Origin of the sequence: Myxococcus sp. AB036A, assembly GCF_006547355.1 — a bacterium.
GTDB lineage: Bacteria > Myxococcota > Myxococcia > Myxococcales > Myxococcaceae > Myxococcus > Myxococcus virescens.
The window spans coordinates 1-19284 of the sequence record NZ_VHLC01000136.1; the positions used below are offsets into that span (position 1 = coordinate 1).

The 19284-nt window shown below is 67.8% G+C and carries 19 protein-coding genes; all 19 read right to left on the reverse strand.

Translation table 11 applies throughout. The features are described 5' to 3' along the window. Nucleotides 1–300, reverse strand: a 300-nt coding sequence (gene xseB / locus FL344_RS39530; RefSeq protein ID WP_228565582.1) for an exodeoxyribonuclease VII small subunit, incomplete at its 3' end; no start/stop codon positions are given. 42 nt (nt 301–342) lie between these two features. Continuing rightward, on the reverse strand, nt 343–2058 hold the full coding sequence (gene xseA, locus FL344_RS34610) for an exodeoxyribonuclease VII large subunit (protein ID WP_141621530.1): 1716 nt from the start codon (nt 2056–2058) through the stop codon (nt 343–345). After that, nucleotides 2055–3803, reverse strand: coding sequence for an FHA domain-containing protein (locus FL344_RS34615; protein ID WP_141621531.1), 1749 nt, complete (start codon nt 3801–3803; stop codon nt 2055–2057). Before FL344_RS34615 ends, xseA begins: the two co-directional genes overlap by 4 nt. A gap of 27 nt (nt 3804–3830) precedes the next feature. Further along, nucleotides 3831–5285, reverse strand: coding sequence for an FHA domain-containing protein (locus tag FL344_RS34620; RefSeq protein WP_141621532.1), 1455 nt, complete (start codon nt 5283–5285; stop codon nt 3831–3833). Nucleotides 5286–5291: 6 nt separating this feature from the next. Further along, nucleotides 5292–6182 (reverse strand): type II secretion system F family protein, encoded by an 891-nt coding sequence (locus FL344_RS34625; RefSeq protein WP_141621533.1) that lies wholly within the window; start codon nt 6180–6182, stop codon nt 5292–5294. Between the two features lie 10 nt (nt 6183–6192). Further along, on the reverse strand, nt 6193–7038 hold the full coding sequence (locus FL344_RS34630) for a type II secretion system F family protein (protein ID WP_090494277.1): 846 nt from the start codon (nt 7036–7038) through the stop codon (nt 6193–6195). Between the two features lie 41 nt (nt 7039–7079). Next, nucleotides 7080–7895, reverse strand: coding sequence for a Flp pilus assembly protein CpaB (gene cpaB / locus FL344_RS34635; RefSeq protein ID WP_011554644.1), 816 nt, complete (start codon nt 7893–7895; stop codon nt 7080–7082). Nucleotides 7896–8098: 203 nt separating this feature from the next. Continuing rightward, nucleotides 8099–8833 carry a hypothetical protein gene (locus FL344_RS34640; protein WP_141621534.1) on the reverse strand — a complete coding sequence of 245 codons (735 nt, stop codon included), beginning with the start codon at nt 8831–8833 and terminating at the stop codon, nt 8099–8101. Nucleotides 8834–8949: 116 nt separating this feature from the next. Further along, nucleotides 8950–9696 carry a hypothetical protein gene (locus tag FL344_RS34645; protein ID WP_141621535.1) on the reverse strand — a complete coding sequence of 249 codons (747 nt, stop codon included), beginning with the start codon at nt 9694–9696 and terminating at the stop codon, nt 8950–8952. Continuing rightward, the gene (locus tag FL344_RS34650; protein WP_011554647.1) at nt 9693–9920 is read right to left on the reverse strand and encodes a hypothetical protein; all 228 of its coding nucleotides are present in this window, start codon (nt 9918–9920) and stop codon (nt 9693–9695) included. Before FL344_RS34650 ends, FL344_RS34645 begins: the two co-directional genes overlap by 4 nt. Continuing rightward, entirely contained in the window at nt 9917–10726 is an 810-nt protein-coding gene (locus FL344_RS34655; protein WP_141621536.1) for a hypothetical protein, read from the reverse strand. The genes FL344_RS34650 and FL344_RS34655 overlap by 4 nt, the downstream gene beginning before the upstream one ends. Further along, nucleotides 10723–11496, reverse strand: coding sequence for a hypothetical protein (locus tag FL344_RS34660; protein ID WP_141621537.1), 774 nt, complete (start codon nt 11494–11496; stop codon nt 10723–10725). Before FL344_RS34660 ends, FL344_RS34655 begins: the two co-directional genes overlap by 4 nt. Before the next feature lies 1 nt (nt 11497). Continuing rightward, on the reverse strand, nt 11498–12691 hold the full coding sequence (locus FL344_RS34665; RefSeq protein ID WP_141621538.1) for a TadE/TadG family type IV pilus assembly protein: 1194 nt from the start codon (nt 12689–12691) through the stop codon (nt 11498–11500). An 8-nt stretch (nt 12692–12699) separates the two neighbouring features. Next, nucleotides 12700–14790 (reverse strand): TadE/TadG family type IV pilus assembly protein, encoded by a 2091-nt coding sequence (locus FL344_RS34670; RefSeq protein ID WP_141621539.1) that lies wholly within the window; start codon nt 14788–14790, stop codon nt 12700–12702. Between the two features lie 21 nt (nt 14791–14811). After that, the gene (locus tag FL344_RS34675) at nt 14812–15801 is read right to left on the reverse strand and encodes a TadE/TadG family type IV pilus assembly protein (protein ID WP_090494293.1); all 990 of its coding nucleotides are present in this window, start codon (nt 15799–15801) and stop codon (nt 14812–14814) included. Nucleotides 15802–15898: 97 nt separating this feature from the next. After that, nucleotides 15899–17275, reverse strand: a complete 1377-nt coding sequence (locus FL344_RS34680) for an anti-sigma factor (RefSeq protein WP_141621540.1) — start codon at nt 17273–17275, stop codon at nt 15899–15901. Then, entirely contained in the window at nt 17272–17904 is a 633-nt protein-coding gene (locus FL344_RS34685) for an RNA polymerase sigma factor (RefSeq protein ID WP_194858235.1), read from the reverse strand. The genes FL344_RS34680 and FL344_RS34685 overlap by 4 nt, the downstream gene beginning before the upstream one ends. 82 nt (nt 17905–17986) lie before the next feature. Beyond that, nucleotides 17987–18394 carry a DUF2085 domain-containing protein gene (locus tag FL344_RS34690; RefSeq protein ID WP_011554655.1) on the reverse strand — a complete coding sequence of 136 codons (408 nt, stop codon included), beginning with the start codon at nt 18392–18394 and terminating at the stop codon, nt 17987–17989. Beyond that, the coding region (locus FL344_RS34695) for an ABC transporter ATP-binding protein (RefSeq protein ID WP_141621541.1) at nt 18363–19284 on the reverse strand (922 nt) is incomplete at its 5' end. The genes FL344_RS34690 and FL344_RS34695, both read right to left, overlap by 32 nt.

Consider the following 19284-nt stretch of genomic DNA (forward strand, 5'->3'; position numbering starts at 1 on the left):
AATCATCCCGTCCGCGCGAACCAGGGGCGGAGCGATGGCGCTCTCCAGCGTCGTGGGCGCGTAGAGCCACTTGACCTCGGCCACGCTCTCCGACGTGCCGTTGGGGTTGTGGGAAAGCCGGCGCACCAGCCGGATGCCTTCCTCGAAGGCCTTGAGCGAGTCCTCCAGGGAGAGATTGCCGCTCTCCAGCCGGCCCACCGTCTCCTCGAGCCGGGAGACCACGTCCCCGTACTGCTCGGGGACCTCGGCCTCCGCTACCTTGTCCGCCTTGGGCGCCTTGTCCGACTTCGCCACTTCCATCCACCTCCCCGCATGGGGCGCGGGACTCTAGAGGGTGGCCCGTCAGCAGTCCACCGGCCCTTTCACCGCCGTGACGGTGGCTTCGATTTCTTCACATCCCCCGAGCGACTTCGCCCCGTTCGACGCGAGCTTCAACCCCAGGCGCTCTCCCACCTGGACATCCGCGCCCGTGCGGACCACCGCGCCATCGCGCTGGCGGAACACCACCGAATAACCGCGGGACATCACTTTCAACGGACTCATCGCGTCCAGACGTCCCTCCAGACGCTGGAAACGCTTCTGCGCATCCGCCAGGGCCCCCTGCTGAAGCGCCAGCAGCCGCGCCCGGTGCGCGGCCAGCCGGGCGCGCTCGCGGGACACCTGGGCCGCTGGTGACGCCCTCTCGAGCCCCAGCCGTGCCGTCGCCAGCGCCCCGTGCCGCGTCGCCACACCTGCACGCACCGCCTCCGACAGCCGCATGGCCAGCTTCATCAGGTGCGCCCGCTGCTCACCCAGCCGGGCCTGGGGACGCGCCCGCTGAAGCCTTTCGGTCAGCGACCGCAGTTCCTCGCGGTGCCCCCGCACGGCTGGCCGCAGCACGCGCATCATCGACTCCACCTGCTCGGACAGGTGCAGCCGCTGGTGGTTGATGGCCCGCCGAGGGTCCTCCAGCCGCGACGCGAGCTGCCCTTGCTCCTCGCGCAGCTCCAGCACCCGGCGCTCCATGGCACGCCGCAGACGGCCCGCCTGCGTGGCCAGCGTCAGCTCCAGGTCGGCCAGCACCGGCGCCAGGCGCTCCGCCGCGGCGCTGGGCGTGGGCGCGCGCAGATCCGCCACGAAGTCGGAGATGGTGAAGTCGATTTCGTGGCCAATGGCGGACACCACCGGTACCGGCGAGGCGAAGATGGCGCGCGCCACCCGCTCCTCGTTGAAGGTCCAGAGGTCCTCCACCGAGCCACCACCGCGCGTCACCACGATGACGTCCACGTCCGTGCGAGCCAGCCGCTCGATGGCGCGAGCCACCTCGACGGCGGAGCCTTCGCCCTGCACGCGCGCATCCGCCACCAGGACGCTCTGCCGCGGGTTGCGCGAATGCAGCACGCGCAGGAAGTCCTGGAGCGCCGCGCCGGTCCGGCTCGTCACCACGCCAATCCGCCGAGGCAGGTAGGGCAACGGCCTGGGGGGCCGCACACGCCCGGGACCAATGAGTCCCTCCTGGGCCAGCCGCTCCTTGAGCTGCTCGAAGGCCAGCGCCAGCGCGCCCTCGCCCACCGGCTCCAGCCGCTGGACGATGAGGCTGTAGCGGCCCTGCGGCTCGTACAGGTCCACGCTGCCTTCGGCAATCACCTCCATGCCGTCGCGCAGCGCGAAGCGCAGCCGGGCCGCCATGGAGGCCCACACCTTCGCGTCGATGGCCGCGCCCGCGTCCTTCAACGAGAAGTACCAGTGGCCGCGCGCGTTGGGCCCGCGAAAGCCCGTCACCTCGCCGCGCACGATGACGCGAGCGAAGCGCGACTCCAGCGTCTGCTTCAACTGGCGGGTCAGCTCGCCCACCGACAGCACCACGCGCTCGGGCTTGGGCGGCGGAGGCGGCGCGCCCTCCATCGGTCCCAGCAGCGAGGTGCCGTCCTCGTCCACCGGAGGCGGCGGAGGCTTCGGTGGCGCCGCGGCCTTCCGCGTCGAGCCAGCCGCACGAGGCGTGGAGGCGCCACTGCCGAACAGGTCACCCTGCTGGCCCACTGGCGGCAGCGTGCCGCCTCCCACCTTGCGCCGGGTCATCGGGACAGCTTCTCGACCCAGGACTTCGCCTTCTCGTGGTACTCGTCATCCGGCGGCGTCATCGCCACCACGTCCTTGAACTTGGGCAGGGCCTCATCGGGGCTCCCGTCCTTCAGGGAGTAGGCCTGGAGGTAGACGTCCTTCGCCTTCGCCTTCAGCTCACTGATGATGTTGGTGGCGCCCGCGTGCCCGGGGTCCGCCTGCAACGCCTTGCGCGAGTAGTCCATGGCGCGGCTCCACTGCCCCGCCGCCTTCGCCGCGGTGGCGCCCTTGTAGAAGATGGTGGCCGCCCGCGTCCCCGCGTTGCGCGCCATCTTGCTGGGACGGCCGCCGGTGATGTCCTTGTCCAGCGACATCAGCTTCGACAGGCCCCGGGCGTCCAGGTCCTCCAGCCGCTTGTAGAGGTTGCCGAACTCCGTCACCTGCCCGAGCACCTTCTTGCACTGCGGCGTGCGCGCCATGCACGCGTTGAGGATGGCCACCGCGCCGGACATGTCGCCGTCGCGGAAGCGGTCAACGGCGGGCTCCCACGGCTTGGGGGCCGGCCCCTGGACCACGGGCCTGGGCGTGTCACGGACGATGATGGCCTGCGCCGCCTGCTCGTTGATGAGCTTGGCGTCGCGGTGCTCCGGGAAGGCCACCAGGATGTCTTCGGTGATGGCCTTGGCCATGTCGAGCTGGTTCTCATCCAGCAGCTTGCGCGCCTCGCGCGTGCGCGTGTCCGCTGCCTCCGACAGCGCGCGCTTCGTCGAGTTCACCTGCTCGTAGAGGAACTGGCTCTCACCCGCGCTGGCCAGCAGCGTACCGGCCTTGCCCAGCTCCTTCTTCGCCAGGGCCTCCTTGGCCGCCGTCAGCTTCTCCTGGACGGGAATCTCACGCGCGGCGTGCCCGAGGTAGTCCGCCACGCCCGGGTACTCCGGCGCCTCGGACTGGAGCTCCTCCAGCTTCGCCTTCGCTTCGACCCACTTGCCCTCGCGCACCAGGTTCTTGGCGTCCTGGAACAGGCTGCCCAGCCGCTCCCGGTGGTTCTTGCCCTGCCGGGCTTCTTCCGCGGCGACCGCCTGCTGCTTCTGGACGTTCATCCGCACCACGCCCAGGCCCGCGAACAGCACCACCACCGCGCCCGCCACCCCCAGCTTGATGAGCTTCTTCTTCTTCAGCTCCTCGGGGGTCGGCGCCGTGGCCGCCGTCGCGCGCGCGCTGCGCACGCGCCCACCTTCGACGCGAGGCCCCGGACGGGGCGGCACCGCGCCGCGGCTCCCCGAGGCCGCCGGACGAGGACGCGGACCGGGGGCCGGCGCGCCGACCATCATCGTGGAGTTGGCCACGTCCTCGAAGCGCAGCTCCGTGTCGCCCAACGTGATGACGTCACCGTTGGCCAGCGGCGTCTCTTCGTTGATGACGTCGCCGTTGATGAGCGTTCCGTTGCCGGAGCCCAGATCGCTCACCGCCCAGCCCGCTCCCGACTTCCGCACCATGACGTGCTTGCGGGACACGGAGGTGTCCGGGATGCAGATGGCGTTATCGGTCGCTCGACCGATGACGTACTCCTCCTCGGACAGGGCAAACTCCTCACCGTCCTTGGGGCCCGCGATGCAAATGAGCCGGGCCGCGGCGGAGACGGGGGCAGGCGCGGGCCGGGCGGACGTCCTGCGCACGGCGGGACGGGACCCGGTCCCACCCGAGGGCGCCCCGGAAGGGGGCCGGCGGCGTGCCGGAGGGGAACCGTTGGACATGCGAATCACCGACTTCCTGTCGAAGTGAGCACGCGCCTACAGCTCGTGCTCGTAAGCCAACTGCAAACCTAGATTGTGGCAGCGATGCTCGGCCGTAGGGAAGCGTCGACCCATTTCCTGCAACGCGGCCCGAGCCGTCCGCGCATTCCGGTACTGTACGCTGCGTTGGAAATCGAGCAGCAGCTGGCTGCACTTGTGGTCCAGCTCGGTTGCCACCTCGCCGAGCTGGAAACGCACGTCCTGATAGATGTCAGGCTTGGTGTCCAGCGCCTCCAGCGTCACCCAAGCGAAGCGGTACTGCTGCCACGCCTTGAAGAGGTTCTCCGCGCCGACGTCGCGCGATTCATAGAACCGGGCGCCCGCGGTCACGTACTGACGCGCCTTGGCCAGGAGCTCGTCTTGCGGCAACTCCGGCACCGGGATGATTTCCAGGCGCAGGTTCCACACACGCCAGGTGTCCCGCCCCGGCGGGTTGCGGACGTTGTCGAAGACGATGGAGTTGAGCTCACCCCGCTTCAGCGCGGAGGGCGGGAGAATCTGCTCCAGCCCACGCTCCGTCACCGCGTTCACGTCCGGCGGCACCCAGCCCACGTCCACGCCGTTGACGACCAGCGCCACCTCCTCCTTGGAGATGCCACTGGCCATGTAGTGGACCACGGCCACCGCCCGCGTCGGCGTGACGAACTGGAAGGCGAACGACTTGTGCTCCGGGTTCTCCCACGTCACGCCCTCGCCCACCCCGAACGAGTCTGAAATCACCTCGAAGCCCAGGTCCTCCGGCTCCACGCCGGACGCCCGGCCTTCGCCCTTGGGCATGAAGAAGACGGCCAGCACGCCCACCAGCGCCAGCACCAGGCCGCCTCCGACCGCGCCCACGCCCAGACGCGCCGGCTTCGACAGCTGCCCCCACCACAGGAGCAACCTGCCCGCCTGACTGCCCGCGAACTCCCGGCGACGGCGTGCCCGCTCCGCCGCCGTCTGCCCCGCGCCGGGCTCGGCCTTCGCCACGGCGGCGGTGCCCGGACGCACCGGCACCACCGCGGGCCGCTGCGCGGTGGGATGGCCCTCCGGCAGCACGATGCCGCTCTCGGCGGGAATGGGGTCGTTGAGACGGATGGGACGGGTGGCGTCCGGGTCCAGCGCTGGGAGCGGGTCGCCCCGGCGGATGGGCCGCGTGGCGTCCTCGTCCCCCTCCGGCGGCACCCAGACAAAGGTGAACTCGACGGGGCCTACGCCAATCTTGTCCCCATCCCGAAGCTGCTGCTCACCCGACAGCAGCCCGCCGTTGAGCACGGTGCCATTCGAGCTGCCCATGTCCGCGACGAAGTACTTGTCGCCGCGGAGCACGATGCGCGCATGCCTGCGCGACACGCCGTGGTCGTGCAGCACCAGGTCGTTCTCCGAGGTGCGGCCGATGTTGACCTCGGCCGCCTCGAAGGTGAGCTCCCGTCCCTGCTGGAGCCCCTGCGTGATGGTCAGGAGGATGGGCACGGGGCGCTACCCCGCGACGTTTCCGAACATGAACTGGAACACGATGGGCCCGAACAGCACCATGAACACCGTGGGGAAGATGCACGCGATGAGCGGAAAGAGCATCTTCACCGGCGCCTCGCCGGCCAGCTTCTCCGCGCGCTGGGTGCGGTCGATGCGCATCTGCGTGGACTGGATGCGCAGCACCTTGCCCAAGCTGGTCCCCATCTTGTCCGCCTGGATGAGCGCGGTGACGAAGGTGGTCAGCGGCGGCAGATCCACGCGGACAATCATGCTCTTGAGGCCTTCTTCGCGCGTCTTGCCCATCTTCAGCTGCTTGAGCACCAGCTGCAGCTCCTCGCGCAGCGGCCCCGGCTTGCCCTTCTCCACCACCTTGGCCAGCGCCGCGGTGAAGTCCAGGCCGGCTTCCACCGACAGCGTCAGCAGGTCCAGGCTGTAGGGCAGCGCGCGGCTGATGAGCAGGTGGCGCTTCTTCACCTGGTCGTTCAGCCACATCAGCGGGTAGTACATGCCGAAGAGCAGGAACAGCGGCGCCCACACCAGGCTCACGCCGAAGCCGTTGAGCAGGATGAAGCCCATGATGAGGCCCACCACCGCGCTGACTTCCTGCAGCGCCATGATGTCCTCGGGCTTGTACGCCTGAGGCTCGCCCGCCTTGATGAGGTTGCGGCGCGCCTTGGCCTCATAGCCGGGCCACATGAAGCGGCGGTTCATCGCGCCCAGGCGGCGGATGGCCACCGAGCCAAAGCCCTTCATGCCGCCCGTGGACTCGTCACGGACCTCCGACAGGAAGCGCTCCAGCATCGTCTGGTACAGCCCCAGGCCCAGGAAGCCCACGGCGCCCGCGAAGAGGAGCGCCGAGCTGCCGATCAACATTGGCGTCAGGACATCGTCCACGGTGCACCTCTCAGATATCGATGTTGACGATGCGCCGGATGATGAGGATGCCCATCACTTCCATGATGGCGATGATGATCACGAGGATCCAACCGAAGATGTGGTCCATCATCGGCTCCATCAGGTCGGGCCGCATGTAGTTGAGCACCATGCCGAGCACACCGGGCATCGCCGCGACGATCCACCCCTGCAGCTTGCCCTGCGAGGTGAGCGCGTCGATCTTGCCCTCCAGACGGAAGCGCTCGCGGATCACCGTGGAGATCGTCTCGAACATCTCGGCCATGTTGCCGCCGAGCTGACGGGCGATGTTCGTGGACACGACGACCAGCTCCAGGTCGTCACTGCCCACGCGGCGGCCCATGTTGATGAGCGCCTCCTCCAGCGGAACACCCAGCTTCACTTCCTTCACGAAGAGCCCGAACTCCTGCGACAGCGGCGGCATCGCCTCGCGTGCCACGTGCTCGATGGCCTGGGGGAACGTGAGACCGGCCTTGAAGGCGTTGGCCATGGCCTGCAGCGCGTCCACCAGCTGCACGTTGAACTTCTTGATGCGCCGCTTCCGGTAGTGCTTGACCATCAGCATCGGCAGGAAGAAGCCGAACACCGTGGCCACCACCGCCATGATGGGGTTGAAGATGATGTACGACAGGATCCCCAACAAGCACATGCACGCGATGTTGAGGATCAACATCTGGCGTGGATCGATGAAGAGGAACATGTCGCTCAAGTCGTTCATCGACTTGGCGACGTAGCGCTCCTGGTACTGCTCATACGCCTTCGACAGGACGCTGAAGATCACCAGGCTGAAGAAGAAGACCGAGCCGGTGACGAGGAGGAGGACGATTCCAGCAAGCATGTGCGCGCTTCCCTAAGAGCGAGGGTGGACGACGCACGCCATCACGGCGCGCCAGCGCCCGCGGCCCGCTCGGCACCGCCCTTGATGATCTGGATGATTTCGCGGCGCTTCTGCTCCAGCACGCGGGTGCGCTCACCCGAAAGCAGCGTGCTGATGGTCGCGCGGCCACGCTCCTCGATGAGGTCCACGTCGTCCTCGTTGCGGAGGCTGAGCGTCAGCTGGCCGAGCTCCACCGCGAGCACCAGGATTTCGGCCTCTTCCGGCAGCACCATCAGCGAGATGTTGTTGTACTCGCGCTGGTTCTCCGGGATGAGGTTCACGTTGGTGGTACCGGTGATCTTGCCCGTAGCCACCACGATGACGTTCTGAAGCAGCGTCACGGCGACGTTCTCGTCCGTCTGCGGGTCGCGGAAGGTGCCAATCACGTCCACGTGGTCATTGGGGCGAATCCAGCCGCCCACCGACGTGGTGTGCTTCGCCTCGATGGTGAGGGCGCGCGCCTTCTTCTGCACCTTCGACGACAGCCGCTCGGCGGCCTTGGTCGTCTCGAACTGGCTCCACAGCAGCGGATCACCCGCCTGCAGCGCGACCAGCACCTTCTGGTTCACGATGTAGGACGCGGAGTCCGGACGCACCACGGAGGACGTCACGAACTGCTCCGGCACGGAGCGCTGGGAGATCATCTCGAAGGTGATGACCGTGCCTTCAGGGACGTCCTGCGCCGCCACGACGACGGGCACCAGGTTCCATCCGCGGCGGACATCCGCCTCCTTCTTCTTGATGGCGGAATACGCGATGACGCCGGCCAACAGGCCCAGCACAAGCGCGACGACGAGCGGAGTCTTGCCCTTCAGCATGGTTCAGAAACCTCCAGAACGGGGGGGAGCCGTTCGGCGGCGATGATGGAGTCCGAAGTGGAGTCCAGAGCAGGTGTTGGAATACAGTGCAGTGCAATCAGCGGATGGCGCGCGATGTTAGCCGTGCGATACACCGGGTGTCAAAACCACCTCTCGCGACAGCTCTGTATCGCGCGCAATCCGGGACCTGACGTCGTTCCGCGTCAGAGGTCGTCGATGGCATCGCGGTCCTCTGTCGTCAGGCCGCGGCGCTCGGTGATGCTGTAGATGGCGTTCTGCACCACGCCCACGTCATCGGAGCTGTCGATGACCTTCCCCTCGAGGAGCCGCAGCAGCTCCTGTAGCGCGTCATCCGACGTGACGGGGCCGACGGCGTAGGTCATGTACTGGTTGGAGGGGTCCCGCTGCTCGTTCAGGCAGTACATGTAGAGCGGAACGATATAGGCGTTCTCCTCCGCCCCGCCGTCCGGGGTACCGGCATCATCCCGCCCGCCGGGCCCCGGGGGGGTGGGCGGAACGACGAGGATGGTGCGCTCGATGAGCAACCCGTTCTGGCCGCGTCCCTCGGAGGTGGACACGACGACGAGGCCTGGGGGGAACTCCACCTCGACAGGCGCCCCCGTGTCATTGCGCAGGGGCACGCAGACGCGGACATAGGCGCCCGAGCCCTGAGACGCCACGCGGGCGTTCTCGCACTCGCCGGTGAACTCTTCGGCGCCGCGAAGGGTGTCGGCGATGCTGATGCCCTCGGGGAGAGAGAGAGGCGTCCCCTGCGGCTCGCCTTCGTCCTCGCCCAGGCCCGGGCGGAAGACGTTCACTCCCGCGTCGAACCCACCAGGGGGCGGAGGATTGGGTCCGCCTCCCCCGCCGCCACATGCCAGTGCCCCTGCCCCGACCGCCGCCGCGACGACCATCCACTTCCATGCCGCCTGCGCCATTGCGCGCTCCTTCCGTCACTCCAGGACGACCCACCGGCCAGGACCGCCACGTCATGAGGTCCGGTGACACTGGCTGAGTCTCAGGATACCCGCAACCTTGCTGAGCGCGCGAGGTGTCAGGGAGTGGGCGGAATCGCGGGCTGCGCGGGCGGCGGAAGGTCCGGGTTGTACAGGCCTCGCAGCACCAGCGTTGCCCCCTGGTCATCCTTGAGGAGCGCCGGCTGGCCCTGGTGGAGTCCCACCAGCCGCACCGTGAAGCCCACGCCATCCGGCGTCACGTGCACCGCGAGCTGCCCTGGGACGAGCGGGTCTGGCAGCGCGCTTTCGGAGGGCAGCCAGGCGACCTGCGGGTAGACGGGAAGGAAGGCACGCGTGAACACCCGCACCTCGCTCGCGCCGGACTGCTGGAGCGCGTGACGCCACGCGTCCTGCGACAGGGGCGCCTCCCCGTGAGACTGGAGCTCGTGCACCATCAGCAGGTGGACGCGCCGGGCCACGCGGAGCAGCTCCAGGTTGGCCGCCACGTCGGAGCGGGACTGCTCCAGGCCTTGCGGACGACCGCCGGCGAGCGTGGCCATGACGCCGAGGAGAATGATGCCGGAAGTCCACAGCGGCGCGGACCGGCCTCGCACCAGCTCCCAACCCAGGCGTGCCGTACCCACCGCCGCCAGCAACGAACCCGCCAGCACCAGCCAGCGCGGCGCCGCGCCCGCATGGAAGGGCTGACTCAAGGCCCGTGTCAGGTGCGTCCACTCGGGCACGGACGCCACGCCCACGCCCACGGCGAAGGCGACGAACAAGACGGCGTGCACCAGCCTCAGCCCCAGCGGGGACGGCTGCCCCACCTCACTGCTTGCCGTCACGGGAACGGCAGGTTCAGCACGAAGTAGAAGGAGTCGTAATAAATCTGATACGCCTCCATGAACAGGTCGATGACGTTGGACTGCCGGTCCTCCGACCAACGGACCTTCACCGACGCGCCGATGATGAGCGCGACGACGAGAATCCAGTTCAAGAGCGAGTACTCCAACATGGCCTGCCCGCGACGGTTACGGGCGCGGGAACGCAGTGTCTTCGGGTGGTTCACGGCGTGTCCTCAGAGGTGTCGTGTCCGTGCCCGTCGTCCGCGGCGCCGGGCAGGTCATCGAGTATAGCATCCGCGTACTCCAGGTTGATCTTCGGTGCGTCCGGAGCGGGGATGCGCATGCGGGGTTTGGCGTCGATTCCGTACTCCGCCACTTCCATGGCGTGACCGATGCCGGGAATCTCCATCTTGGCCAGGTTCAGCAGCGGAATCTCCCGGCTGAGCCACATCCGTTTGATGACGGTGCTCTTCACAACGACCTCGACGGGGACCGCCGCGACGGTGCCCGCGAGCGTCATCAGCCGGGTCTCCTTGCCTGAACGCGCCATGGGCTTCACGCCCCCGGGCAGCTTGGAGGGCTTCTGGGGCGCGGCGGCCTGCGCATTCTTCGCGGCCTCCTGCTGCTGCTTCAAGACGTGCTGGAGGGCCTCGTCCGAGTACTCCTGGGGCTGGTTGAAGCCCGTGCCGATGTAGAGGCGGGAGATGGCGTCGTAGCGAATCACGTCGCCCTCCCGAGCCACCAGCATGCGCATCTGCGCGAGCGGCGACTTCATGGCCGGATGGGTTCCCGCCTCCATCTCCACCCACACCGCGTCGCGCCCCTCCTTGTCCTTCTGCTCGCCCACCACCGCCAACCGCCAGTAGTAGATCCGCAGACCGCCGCCGTTGAAGCGGTACGTCACCCAATCTCCCAGCCGGGCCGGGCGGGCGCCGCGGGACATGTGCTGCACCAGTTCCCGCGCGGGATTCGCCTCCACCTGGAGGGGGACTGCGAGCACCACCGCGGCCACCACGAGCAGGGCCCTCACTTCGCGCCCTCCTTCTTCTCCGCCTGGTCCTTCTCCCAAGCCTCGCGGCTCTGGCGCACGGCATCGTCGTTGGGCACCGCGTCCGGGCGGTCCGAGCCAATCCACATCTGGACCACGGCGATGACGCCCTCCTCGGCCGGCGACAGCGTCGTCACCACTTGCTCGCCCTTGCGTGCATGCTCCATGGTCAACTGCGTGCCGCCCCCCATCTTGAGCGCGGACTGCCGCACGGGCGCATAGCCGCGGCGCTCCAGCTCCGCGTTCACCTGCTGCTGCACCTTCGTCAGCTCTCCCGTCACCAGCGTGGTGCGGCTCTGCGAGCCACCCGGGTCATCCCGCGTGGCCAGGTCCTGGCTGTAGAGCGCGCCTTCCAGCGCCACCAGCCCGGGCGCCGGCTTCTTGGGCGGCCGCACCCACAAGTCCCGCAGCGCCGTGAACCCCAACGTCTTGCCCAGGTGCTTGCGCAGGACGACGCCGCGCTGGAGCCCCTCGCGCGTATAGAGCGCCGACACCACGCCCTCCTCCTTCATGTCCCCTTCCATCACGGTGGGGTAGCCCTCTTCCTGCCACTTCTGAGCGAAGTAGGCGGCCACCTTCTCCATGGAGTCCGGCGTCGTGAAGTACGCGAGGCGGTAGTACTCCCCGCCAATGACCAGGTCGTTGCCGATGCGCGTGTGGATGGTGCCCGGGTAGATGGGCAGCTCCTGCTCCGCGGCTGCTGGCACGAAGGCCAGCAGCACGCACAGGAGCGCCGTCCGGACGACCCCCACCCTACTCGCAGGGAATCTTGAGGTCTTGCTCGTCATTCTCCGTGGCCTCAGGGCGGGCATCCGGGTCGGTCGGGTCATCCGCCATGGCCCGCTTGCACCCCATGTAGAACTCACCGCGCGCGTTGAAGACCTTGATGTAGTTGCTGTCCCCGTACGTCATCTCGTCGCGGAACGGCGCGGTGTCGAAGCAATCGGGCCGGTCATGGTCGGTCAGCTTGAAGCTGGGCTTGTGCATGACGTGGAGACCGCTGCTGGCCCTCGCATCATACTGGGCCAGGCCGTTGCAATCGCCCTTCTGAGAGGCACCCACGCCGTAGTTCCGGGACACCACGAAGGTCCCCAGGAAGTTGGGAACCACCTTGGCGACCACATCCAGGATGCGGCCAATGCCCAGGCTGTCCAGGGTGGAGGCGAAGCCCAGGAAGACCATCCGGTCCACCTGCCGGTAGAGGCCGTGGGGCTGACTGAGAGGGCCACCGGTATGCTGACCGGCGCGGCGACTGCGGACGATGGCATCACCGCCGTCCGGCATGTGCCAGCCGTTGGCGTACATGGAGTACTTCGACTTGAGGGTCAGGTTGGTCAAGTCGCGGCCGCCCATCGTGTCCACCTGGAAGAAGCCACCGTTGCCACCACTCTTGTCCAGATAACGCCTGGGCAGGATGGTGTTCTGGAAGGTCATCTCCACCTCGGACTCAACCCAACCTTTGTTGTTGAACCCCCACTGGTTCAAAACCCATCCCATGCCGTTGTTCAACGGGCTGAGGATGGCACCCGCCAGGCCGCCTCCTTCGCCGGTGCTCGGCGGGCTGAGCATCCCGCTCTCCAGGAACGCGATCTCCTTGTTGGTGATGGTCGCCTTCACGTCCGTATAGCGGGCAATGAAGTTGCCCCCGGGGGCGTTGGGCTCCACCGAGTCCATGTCCTTGAAGCGCTCGATGAACTCCGTGTGGGCTTCGCGGCGGGCATCCTCGAAGGCGTCGTCGTGCTTCCCGTTGGCGAAGTCGGTGAGCGCATAGCTCGTCATCTCCCAGACGGCGTAGCGCGCCGCCTCCTGGAGCTTGAGCTTCGCCCTCACCAACTCCGTGAGGTACATGCTGAACATCAGAATCATCACGAGGAGCGGCACGGAGAGCGCGAACTCGACCGTGGCGGCACCTCGTGAGCGCGAACGCAGTTGGAGACGGGCACGCATGGCAGTCCTCAGTGCGTAATGATCTTCGGGGCAATGCCCTGAAGCGGGCCGGGCAGCGCGTCCATCATCTCACCAATCTTCGGCAGTGAGTGGCGGCCCTGGAACACGGACGCCAGACGCGGGCGCCAGTACGGATTGAAGAAGTTGGGCTGCTCCGCCCAGTTGCCGGGACGATGGTAATAGGCCTGACCGCGGGAGATGACGTTGAGGCCTTCCACCAGCCCAAGGAACTTCTTCCGGTTGTTCAGCAGCTCCAGACCATCCGTGTCCGGCGTGAAGGCGAACTTCACCTTGCCTTCGTCGTTGAGCAGCGCGGGCGCGTTGGTGCCAGTGCCGTCCTTGTTCTCCCGGTTCACGACCTGGTCCGGGTCCTTGTTCAGGGCGACCCAGGCGGTGGGCTGGTTGAAGTCCGCCTGGCGCTTGGCCGCATTCTCCATCGACGCGTTGGCCGTGGGGTTGCACACGGAGCCGAGCTGGCCGGGCTCGAAGTGCATGAAGGGCACAAGCCCGTTCCAGGGATGGTTGCCGTCCTGGACCGGCCTGACGTTGGCTGCGTAGACGGCGGTTCTGACGACGCACGCCCCAAAGGCCCTGGCCAAGCAGAATCTCGGATCCTCATAGAGGCCGACCACGCCCTCGGCACGCCGTGGACGCACGTGGCCAACCCAGCGCTCCGGGTTGTCGTAGTAGTTGACGCGCCAGTGGAGGCCGCCCTTGGTCCCGCCACTGTCGTGGTCGTTGAGCGCCCAGATGCTGGTCTTCGTCATGTGCTTGAAGGGCAGCTTGGCACTACTGCTGCCGGAGTCCCCCTTGCCCTTGCGATTGTCACCGAAGCAAAGCCAGTAGTCGTCGTTCTTGTTGCACGACAGCGGGTTGTCGGCCTTGGCAACGCCAATGTCGATCTCCGCGGGCCCGAACTTGAGCCAATACGGATCATCCGAGCCAATGTTGTCACCCTGCGCCGTCATGCCCCAGGGATGAAGGTTGTCGTTCCAGTCACGGATGTAGCTGCGGGCGTCATTGCCCGGCCCCTTCCCCTTCTTCAGCGCATTGGCGTTGGGGAACCCCGTTGAAAGCATGCGCGTCTGGCCGATCTTCCCGAAGCTGAACATCGGGGTCTCGATGCCATCGTTGAACAGGTCCTTCATGAAGCCGAGCATGTCCGGGATCGGGAGCAAGTCGCCCAGCTTGCGGCTGGTGACGAAGCCCTGAGGGCACGCTCCGCCCTCTGCGTCGCAGGCGTAGCGCGTGGCATTCGTGATGCCTCCCATGGAGCGCTTGGCACGGGCGATGGGGTCGTTCTTGTCTTTCTTCGTCACATCCAGTGCGCCAAAGGGGTTCTTCCACGTCCCCGGGTTCAGGGGCTTCCCACCCGAATGGGGGTTGTGTGCCTGGCTGAAGAGGCACTGGCTGTAGATGCCCGTCGCCAACTGACTGGCCAGCGAGGAGATGTTGCTGTCGTTGTCGTCGATGACGGTCTGCGTGGTCTGCGTCACGTGCGTCGACGCGGACATCATCACCGCCTGGGACGCGAAGTACATCACCCCGTTCATCACGCGGTGTGCCGGGATGAGCCACCTCCCAATCTTGTCGTCCGGGTTCAGTCTCCGGATGACCTGCTGAATGGGCCTGAGGAACGAGTTGCGATACGCATCCATTATCCGGCCAATGGCCTTGATGACGGCGCTCACATAGGGAATGACGTTTTCCAGGATGGGACAGGCGATCGTCCAGAAGATGCCGCTGGGCGTGCCCGCACACGGATTCAACGTCTTCATGAAGCCGAAGATGTCCGTGAGGAACGCCTCGGCGGAGTAGATGAGTGACAGCAGCGACTGCCACATCATCGCCGACACGTAGTGCGACACCTGCGTGCGGTTGGCGTACGCGTAGAAGTTGAACGCGCGCGCCTCCATGGCGGCCATGGAGTACGACGCGGAGTCCGCCGTGTTCTGCAGGCGGATGCGTTCATGCACCGTGTGGCCGATGTTGACCGTGGTCAACACGGCGATGGACATGATCAACACCATCAGGGCGGCCAGCACCAAGGCCTGGCCTTCCTGGCGGCGGAAACTCTGTCGGAGGGTCCGGGTGAACATGGGTCGGGAGTCCTCTTCCTCTTACAGACCCCAGTCGGGGTTCAGGTGCATGATCCACTTACGGTGGAAGTTGGACTGCATGCGCATGCTGTACGTGGCCGTCAGCGGCATGAAGTACCGCTTGCCAGCCAGGTCGGAAACGAGCGGGATGCTGCCGTTGGCCAGCATCCAGAGCACGGTCATCTCGAGCGGATAGACGGAGTCGTACCCCATCTCGTGCTCGATACCGCGGGCGCCGGCGAGCAACGGGTTGAGGTTGCCACGCCGGTTCATCATGTTCGCGCGCGGGTCCACGGTGCCGCGGTCAATGGCGCCTCGCAGCGCCATGCCCGCGTTCGAGGCGAACCAGGAGTAGAAGATGATGGAGTTCGCGAACGGCACGCGCAGTTGGTACCAGTAGCGCAGGCGGATGGTCAGTCGCGTGGACTTGCGGAACACCAGCTCCGCGTCGTCAGGCTCCGGCAGGTTGAAGAACTTTCGGATGTGGTTCTCCAACGAGGGAACCTCCGGGAAGGAGTCCGCGCCGTCGAAGTCCAGCTCCTGCCAGTTGTAGCCGCTGCGCAGCTTCCACATCGAATCGATGGGCGTGAAGTACGCGGGACTGATGGTGTCCACGCGGATGACGCCGAACAGGTTGGAGCCGTTCACCGTCCGGGGCACGCGGCCGCCACCGAAGTTCAGCATGCGCATGCCAGAGTCGTAGAGCTGGTGGAGGACGAACGTCTTCCCCAACTCGACGATGTCGTCGGTACGCCCCATGGTGGGAAGCAACGCCACGATGGCCGCGTCATGCATGCGCTCGTTGTTGCCGTTCCACACGATGCCGGCACGCGCGGCCTGATAGGCGGCGTACTCCGTCATCAGCTTCGCGTGCTGCATCATCGTGAGCTGGATGATCCCCAGCGTCATGAAGACGGCGAGCGGCATGATCATCGCCGCTTCCACCGCGGCCTGACCCGACTGCCGGCGAGACGCCCCCTGCGCCCGCGGTTCCTGTGCTTCCTGTCCCATGAAACCATTATCCGGGGACTGGTGTCAGAAGCGCATCGGTCAAATGGACAGACCTGCGCCTACGTTTCCCTCCCATTTGATGAGAAAACTTGTCCCGCTATTTCGCGGGTTTAGAGGGCAGCTCGTTCGCCGATGACTCGCGAGCCACCCGCCGGCGCGCCGTTCTGGCAGCCTCCGAGGCCGGCGCCTCTTGGATCACGAGGTTGCAAGCCTCGAGTCCTTCGGCACGCCTACCCAGCGCGAACTCAAACTCGCACAGCTGGTTCAAAAGCGTCCAGCGCTCCTGCCCAGTCGCCCCCGATGCCAGGGCCGAGCGGATCAGCCCAGCCGCCCGGGCCCCCTCCCCCGCGTCGAATGCCGCCTGCGCCTGGCGCGACAGCTCCGCGACGGTGGCGCGGTCCACGGGGGGCGGTGGCGGCGCGGCGGTGGGCGCGGCTTTCTTCGAGGCCGGTGCCGAAACTGGGCGCTGAGGCTCGGCCTTGGCCGGGGCGGCGACGCCTCCCAGGGTGCCCTTGGATTCCGACGCGTCCAGCTCCTCGTCGTAGGCAGCGCCCCGTGCCGCTGGCGACTTGGCTCCCAGGCGCAGCGAGTCGCGCGGGGGGACGGACCGAGGTGCCTGCGAGTCCGCGACGCGCCGCTCCAACCGACCAGCGAAGGCGTCGTCCGAGTCCGCCGACGACGTCTGCAGGTCCATGGATTCGCTCGCGACTTTGGACTCCTCGTCCAGCGACGTCGGCGCCTCATCCTGCGCCATGGGCGCGGGCTCCAGCGCGGCCCGCATATCGGCCTTGGGTGCGCGAGCAGCGGCGGGCGGCCCACGCTTCGCCTTGCTCTCGCTTTCGCGCCGAATCCGCGTGTCGAGCCCGCCGCCACTCCCAGCGTTGGCCCAGTCCTCCGCGAGCAGCCGCTGCTCCCGTGAGCGCTCGGCCTCCTTCGACTTCGCCGGCGCGGCCATTTCCCGGGCGGTGTAACCCGCCGCTTCCGCCTCGGCGGGCATTGTGGGCGCCGCCGCGGGGGCCGGAGCGGCCGCGGCCGGCGCGAAACCATCGGCGGACGGAGGGGCCACCAGCTCCTCCTTCGCGACCGCAACCTTCGCCGCGCTCAAGTCAGGCCGCGTGAGGTCGGGCGACCGAGCCTCGAGCGTCAGAAGGCCAAAGGTGCTCACGGAGGCCAGCCCCACCACGGGCAACAACCACCGGCGCCAGCGGGACGGCTTCGGCGCGGGACCCGCGGCGGCGCGGCGCGCGGCCTGCTGGGCATAGGCCATCAGCGACTCCAGCCCCGCGTCCGGAGCGGGCTCCACGGACAGCTGGGACATGGTGGCGCGCACCCCGCGAATGTCGTCCAGGGCCTGGGTGCAGCGGGCGCAGCTCTCCAGGTGGGCTTCCACGAGGCGGGCCTCGGACACTGGCAGTTCGCCATAGGCGAAGTCGAGCAGCCGGTCCTCCTGCGCATGCGGATTCTGCGGCTTCATCCCACCACCGTCCTTCCGTCCTCGGCGAGGTCGCCGTCGACGCCCATCTCCGCCAGCCGGCGGCGAAGCCCGTCGAGCGCATAGCGCATGCGGCTCTTCACCGTGTTCTCGGACACTCCCGTCACCTCCGCGATGTCCTTGAAGGGGATGCCGCTGTACTCGCGCAGGGTGAAGACCTCACGCTGCTCGTCCGGGAGCGTCGCCAGGGCTCGCTCCAACAGGGGACGCAACCGGGCGTTGTAGGCACCGCGCTCCGGGCTGGCCCCCGCGTCCGGCAGGCCTTCTCCCAAGGGGCGCGACTCCTCCCGCTCCGCTCCCGGGGCGGGTGCCTCCAGGGAAGACGCCTGGCGGTAGCTCTCTTTGCGCGCGCTGTCCACGCAGAGGTTCCTCGCAATCGTGTAGAGCCAGGTCGTGAACTTCGCCTTGGGCGTGTAGTCGCCGGCGCTCCGAACCACCTTCAGCCACGTCTCCTGCAGCACGTCCTCCGCCCGTGCCCGGTGCCCCGTGAAACGGAGGATGAAGTTGAACACCGGCGTCCGGTGCTTGCGCACCAGCGCCTCGAACGCGCGCGCGTCCCCCGCCTGGAAGGCGAGCATCAGCCGCTCGTCTGAGGTTTCCGGTCCCAACACTCCCCCAACTCTCCTTGGAGCCACCCTCACCCGGCCCACTCCGCCACCCGTGCACAGTGAACGTGCGACGGGCCGCCAGGGTCTATCCCCGGCGAGGTCTCTGGTAAGTGGCGAGAATGACAGGGACGGCCACCGCTGTCACGAGCGCGCCTTGCGCCAGGAGCACCGCCGGCAGTGGCTGCTGCAGGTGCACGTACAGGGAGCGGCCGAGCGCCGCCCCCAGCAGCACGCCCGTCAGGGTGCGCACCGCGTTGCTCCCCGACGCCGGCCGGAAGCGGCCCACCGCCCAGTCCGCCAGCGCGGGAACGGTGAGCGCCAGGACGGCGGGCACGTCCAGCGCCCACCGCAGCGGGGCGCGCACGGCGAACAGGCCCACCATCACGGCCAGCAGCACCGGATAGGTCCCCAGGCAGCGCGCGCACACGCGCACGCCGCCGAACAGGTAGGTGCGGTTGTACTCATCCGGATGATGATGGCTGAGCCAGAACACCGGGACTTCCTCCAGAAGGGGCTGCGGCCGGGGCCTCGCGCGCATCGGCCTCCGCCAGGAAACACGCGGCGAAGTGGCCACCGCCCAGCGCATAGGACGGGGGCGATTCGCGCCGGCACCGCTCCATGGCATGCGGACAGCGCGGATGGAAGGTGCAACCGGGGGGCGGCGCCAGAGGTGATGGCGGCTCGCCCGGCACCAGCAGGCGCGTCCGGGCGTGGCCCGGGTCCGGGACGGGCACCGCGGACAGCAGCGCCTGGGAGTACGGGTGGCGCGGCTGACGGTACAGCGACGCGGCCGGGGCCAGCTCCACGATGCGGCCCAGGTACATGACGGCCACCCGGGTGGACACGTACTCGACGATGTTCAGGTCGTGGGCGATGAAGACGTAGGTGAGGCCCCGCGCCTGTTGCAGGTCCACCAGGAGGTTGACGATTTGCGCCTGCACGGACACGTCCAGCGCGCTGATGGGCTCGTCGGCCACCACCAGGTCGGGCCGCAGCGCCAGCGCTCGCGCGATGCCGATTCGCTGCCGCTGCCCGCCGGAGAATTCGTGGGGGTAACGCGCCAGGGCCTCGCGCGGCAGCCCCATGGCGTCCACCAACTCCGCCACCTCGCGCTCCCGCGCCCCCGGCTCTCGGGCCAGCCCGTGGATGGCGAAGGGCTCCTCCAGAATCTCCCGGACCGTCATCCGGGGATTGAGCGAGGCATACGGGTCCTGGAAGACGAACTGCATCCGCTGGCGCAGCGGCCGCAGCTGGCGCTGGGACAGTCCGGTGAGTTCCTGCCCGTCGAAAAGAACGGAGCCCGCCGTGGGCTCCAGCAGCCGCAGCACCGCGCGCCCCAGGGTGCTCTTCCCGCAGCCACTCTCCCCCACCACCCCCAGCGTC

What these genes read in the sequence shown, in the direction of transcription:
- xseA (WP_141621530.1), bottom strand. Translation starts at nt 2,058, where the DNA reads ATGACCCGGCGCAAGGTGGGAGGCGGCACGCTGCCGCCAGTGGGCCAG.
- FL344_RS34630 (WP_090494277.1), bottom strand. Translation starts at nt 7,038, where the DNA reads ATGCTTGCTGGAATCGTCCTCCTCCTCGTCACCGGCTCGGTCTTCTTC.
- cpaB (WP_011554644.1), bottom strand. Translation starts at nt 7,895, where the DNA reads ATGCTGAAGGGCAAGACTCCGCTCGTCGTCGCGCTTGTGCTGGGCCTG.
- FL344_RS34640 (WP_141621534.1), bottom strand. Translation starts at nt 8,833, where the DNA reads ATGGCGCAGGCGGCATGGAAGTGGATGGTCGTCGCGGCGGCGGTCGGG.
- FL344_RS34665 (WP_141621538.1), bottom strand. Translation starts at nt 12,691, where the DNA reads ATGCGTGCCCGTCTCCAACTGCGTTCGCGCTCACGAGGTGCCGCCACG.
- FL344_RS34670 (WP_141621539.1), bottom strand. Translation starts at nt 14,790, where the DNA reads ATGTTCACCCGGACCCTCCGACAGAGTTTCCGCCGCCAGGAAGGCCAG.
- FL344_RS34675 (WP_090494293.1), bottom strand. Translation starts at nt 15,801, where the DNA reads ATGGGACAGGAAGCACAGGAACCGCGGGCGCAGGGGGCGTCTCGCCGG.
- FL344_RS34680 (WP_141621540.1), bottom strand. Translation starts at nt 17,275, where the DNA reads ATGAAGCCGCAGAATCCGCATGCGCAGGAGGACCGGCTGCTCGACTTC.